The 4,455-nt window shown below is 58.1% G+C and carries 6 protein-coding genes; all 6 read right to left on the bottom strand.

Annotated elements, in window-relative coordinates; all coding sequences use genetic code 11:
• Window positions 1-458 precede the first annotated feature (458 nt).
• Window positions 459-1,322 (bottom strand): FAD-dependent oxidoreductase, encoded by an 864-nt coding sequence (locus ACCQ08_RS25850; protein ID WP_369951731.1) that lies wholly within the window; start codon window positions 1,320-1,322, stop codon window positions 459-461.
• A 9-nt stretch (window positions 1,323-1,331) separates the two neighbouring features.
• Window positions 1,332-1,667, bottom strand: a complete 336-nt coding sequence (locus tag ACCQ08_RS25855) for a molecular chaperone DnaK (protein ID WP_011518936.1) — start codon at window positions 1,665-1,667, stop codon at window positions 1,332-1,334.
• Window positions 1,668-1,683: 16 nt separating this feature from the next.
• A complete protein-coding gene (locus ACCQ08_RS25860) occupies window positions 1,684-2,100 on the bottom strand; it encodes a universal stress protein (RefSeq protein WP_234687952.1) in 417 nt (138 codons plus the stop codon).
• A 90-nt stretch (window positions 2,101-2,190) separates the two neighbouring features.
• On the bottom strand, window positions 2,191-2,955 hold the full coding sequence (locus ACCQ08_RS25865; protein WP_001389365.1) for an IS6-like element IS6100 family transposase: 765 nt from the start codon (window positions 2,953-2,955) through the stop codon (window positions 2,191-2,193).
• Window positions 2,956-3,461: 506 nt separating this feature from the next.
• Entirely contained in the window at window positions 3,462-3,962 is a 501-nt protein-coding gene (locus tag ACCQ08_RS25870) for a GNAT family N-acetyltransferase (RefSeq protein WP_000376623.1), read from the bottom strand.
• A gap of 127 nt (window positions 3,963-4,089) precedes the next feature.
• The coding region (locus tag ACCQ08_RS25875; RefSeq protein ID WP_072098454.1) for a dihydropteroate synthase at window positions 4,090-4,455 on the bottom strand (366 nt) is incomplete at its 5' end.

Raw genomic sequence — 4,455 nt, forward strand, 5'->3', positions numbered from 1 at the left:
ACCGCCCACCATGACCCAGGAAATGGCCTTGGCCTTAAGCGCGTCCTCGGCGGTGACGGCGGCTGCGAAGCAGTAGCCCACAGCAGGAAATCGAACTATGAAACGAATAACCCCTTTCCTTCTGGTCGCAGTACTCGGGGGCACTGAAGCAGGCCAGCGTGTCTACTCATCGCGCATGAATTGCCTGACAACCTTTCAAATTTAGAGAAGATAAATTGAAGTTCTGACGGGAATTTCTCAGTAAAAGAATCCTATCTTTCTCGTCAACAGACTGAACGGCACCCCCTGAGTTTTTATGCATATATTCAAGATCGGCAAATTCTTTAATGATTCACCACAAAAAAGGCGGGAAGCCCATTGAGCGATCCCGCCATAGCAAAAAACTCAAACATGCTCACATCAGGAAACTTTACCCTGAAACGATCCCTTGAAATTTAAGCGCATAGTAATAATAAGATTTAGCCATTAGCCGAATCTTCCAAAGTTGGCGCACTGCTTGCTACGTTTTTAAGCGACTCCGCCATAGTGAAGTACGGAGACCACTGTTTTGCAAGTTGGTCAACCGTAAGTCCTGCGGAGATAATATAGGTTGCAGCTGCAATAACCTCTCCAGCAGATTCGCCTACCATATGAATACCCAGAATCCTTCCTGTCTCACGCTCGGATATCATCTTGATTATCCCTTTGTCGTGACGACTTACAATAGCACGTAGAACAAAGGAAACCGGAATTTCACGAACATCATAGGCAATTTGGGCCGCCTCAGCCTGCATAGGAGTCATGCCGACAGCAGCCATCTCGGGCGACGTGAAAATGACGCGGGGCAAGGCGGTGTAGTCTAGGGACCGAGGCTCGTTGCCCAGAGCATTGCTCGCGGCCACGGTCCCCTGCGCACTAGCGACATACACTAATTGAGCCATACCAGTGACATCGCCCGCTGCCCAGATGCGAGGATTTGAGGTTCGCAGATGTTCGTCCACAATTATTTCGCCTCGATCGCCCCTGGACACATTGACAGCATCCAAGTTGAGTCCTTCAGTTGCCGGACGGCGCCCCGTCGCTATGAGAATCTTATGGGCGAAAATTTGCTGAGTACGTCCTTCGGCGACGACAGTTGCAAGCACCCCGCTCTCGTGTGGTACGACGTTTGTCAGATTGGCGCCAGTATGGAACATGATGCCCTCCGCTGACAGCGCCTGCTCCAGTGCCGCAGAAATCGCGGGATCCTCGAACGGTGCAATTCGAGGAGCTATCTGGGGTCGCCTCAGAAAACGGAAAATAAAGCACGTTAAGGCAAAACGGCTCCGCCGTTGGGCATCAATACGGCTTTGTCATTGACGCGCTGTCGCGCATTCCTGGCAGAACACAACAGCAGGATCGGCGTTCAACAGTTCCGGCTCCAAATCACTGTGACAGGCGCAGCACAGCCCATAGGTGCCAGAGTCGAGGCGGGCCAGCGCAGCTTCGACCTTGCGCTTGCGAATGGTCAGCCGCTCCCGCAATCCTTGGGCGAGAGCCTGCTGTTGGAGGGCGTCGATACGCGACACCCTACCGACACAGGATTGATCCAGCTCGACCGGCGCGGCGGACTGTTGAGCCTGCTGGATTGCCTCAACGGTTTCCCTTTGCTCGATCAGCAGTCGAGCGCGGAACTGTTCCATGTCCATTGAGGCGACTCCTTCGCTATCGCAGTAGAAGCGTGGGGACGGTCGAGGAACGCAGCAGGTCAGCGGTCTTGCTGCCGAACATCAAAGTGCGCAGCGGCGAGTGACCGAATGCGCCCATGATGAGCATGTCGATGGACTGCTCCTTGACCGTCTTGGCGATGATGTTTTCCGCATCGCCGGGGATCAGCGAGGCGGTCACATTGAAGCCAGAGGCCTCCAAGGTGGTCTTGGCCCAATCAAGCTGCTTGGGTGCGTCCTGGCTTTCCTTTCCCGACATCAGCAGGGTGATTGGCAAGCCACGGAACAGCGGGCTGCCTGCGACCATTTCGACGCCACGCCGGGTCACGGTACTACCGTCGAAGGCGATCATCACGCGCTGCGGCTCTTTGAAGCCTTCGGTCACGGTCAGGATCGGTTTGTGCAGGGACCGCACTACCTGTTCCACATTGCGGCCCAAGTCGCGCTGTGTGGCTCTGTTGCAAAGATTGGCGGCAGTCAGAGGTAGGCTGTCGCTCTGCGCCGATCAGGCGGCTGCTGCGAAATGGTGGTTGAGCATGCCCATGGCCTCCGTCAGCGCCGAGGGCCCAATGCCAAAAGCTCTCTCCACAAGGCGCACCTCGCCCCTGATGCCGGGCTGCAGGCACCAGGGGCGAGCCTGTCCTTTGCGCAGGGCTCGCATGACTTCGAATCCCTTGATCGTGGCATAGGCCGTGGGGATCGATTTGAAACCGCGCACCGGCTTGATCAGTATCTTGAGCTTTCCGTGATCGGCCTCGATCACGTTATTGAGATACTTCACCTGCCGGTGGGCCGTCTCCCGGTCCAGCTTTCCTTCGCGCTTCAATTCGGTGATCGCTGCACCATAGCTCGGCGCTTTGTCGGTATTGAGCGTGGCAGGCTTTTCCCAGTGCTTCAGGCCTCGCAGGGCCTTGCCCAGGAACCGCTTCGCTGCCTTGGCGCTGCGGGTCGGCGACAGGTAGAAATCGATCGTGTCGCCCCGCTTGTCGACTGCCCGGTACAGGTAGGTCCACTTGCCCCGCACCTTGACGTAGGTTTCATCCAGGCGCCAGCTCGGATCAAAGCCACGCCGCCAGAACCAGCGCAGCCGCTTCTCCATCTCCGGGGCGTAGCACTGGACCCAGCGATAGATCGTCGTATGGTCGACCGAAATGCCGCGTTCCGCCAGCATTTCCTCAAGGTCGCGATAGCTGATCGGATAGCGACAATACCAGCGCACCGCCCACAGGATCACATCACCCTGGAAATGGCGCCACTTGAAATCCGTCATCGTTCCGTCCGTCCAATCTCCGCCAAGCATGCTCAAGCTTCACGATTTTTGCAACAGAGCCCACACGAGTATTGAGCATAGTCGAGATTGGTGCAGATCACTTCTGATATTGAACTGTCAGGAGCTGGCTGCACAACAGCCATTACGCCCAATCAACTGGTGCAGTCGTCTTCTGAAAATGACATTTGGTATCTCTCATAAACGGATGTTTTTGAGAGAACTATCTTCGGCCTTCACACGCACGAAAGGCGGCGAAGCTCCGCCGTTAATCCGTCCGCCGGAGATCTCGCCCAGGCAGGCTGAAGGCCGAGCAAGCCTGACAGGCCCGAAAAGCCCGGCACGGGCGTCGGCGGCGATGACGGCGGCGGCATTATCCAGGGTTGATGATGGAAGTGGAGGATATCGACAACCTCTCGCGCAACCAAGACATCGCGGTCGGACTGCAAGTGATCTTGAAGCCACGGGCCCGTCCCACCCCGACATGGACCTCGATGCCCGAACGGACGTTAGATTTCGAGTTCTAGGCGTTCTGCGATGAAGGTTGGATCCCAGCCGGGATTGAAAGTGTCGACGTGGGTGAATCCGAGCCGCTCGTATAGGCCACGCAGGTTCGGGTGGCAGTCGAGCCGCAGCTTGGCGCACCCCTGCGTTCGCGCGGCATGGCGGCAAGCCTCGATCAGCGCGGAGCTGACACCCCGGCCCGCATGTGTCCGTCGCACCGCGAGCTTGTGCAGATATGCGGCCTCCCCCTTGAGGGCGTCGGGCCAGAACTCGGGATCCTCGGCCGACAAGGTGCAACAGCCGACGATGCCGTCGCTGCAACTCGCGACTAGGAGCTCGGATCTCAGGACGAAGGTCTCCGCGAATGTCCGGTCGATCCGCGCGACGTCCCAGGCGGGCGTTCCCTTGGCGGACATCCACGCCGCAGCGTCGTGCATCAGCCGCACAACCTCGTCGATATCACCCGAGCAGGCGACCCGAACGTTCGGAGGCTCCTCGCTGTCCATTCGCTCCCCTGGCGCGGTATGAACCGCCGCCTCATAGTGCAGTTTGATCCTGACGAGCCCAGCATGTCTGCGCCCACCTTCGCGGAACCTGACCAGGGTCCGCTAGCGGGCGGCCGGAAGGTGAATGCTAGGCATGATCTAACCCTCGGTCTCTGGCGTCGCGACTGCGAAATTTCGCGAGGGTTTCCGAGAAGGTGATTGCGCTTCGCAGATCTCCAGGCGCGTGGGTGCGGACGTAGTCAGCGCCATTGCCGATCGCGTGAAGTTCCGCCGCAAGGCTCGCTGGACCCAGATCCTTTACAGGAAGGCCAACGGTGGCGCCCAAGAAGGATTTCCGCGACACCGAGACCAATAGCGGAAGCCCCAACGCCGACTTCAGCTTTTGAAGGTTCGACAGCACGTGCAGCGATGTTTCCGGTGCGGGGCTCAAGAAAAATCCCATCCCCGGATCGAGGATGAGCCGGTCGGCAGCGACCCCGCTCCGTCGCAAGGC

It is taken from the genome of Comamonas sp. SY3, from assembly GCF_041730275.1.
Lineage (GTDB): Bacteria > Pseudomonadota > Gammaproteobacteria > Burkholderiales > Burkholderiaceae_C > Comamonas > Comamonas sediminis.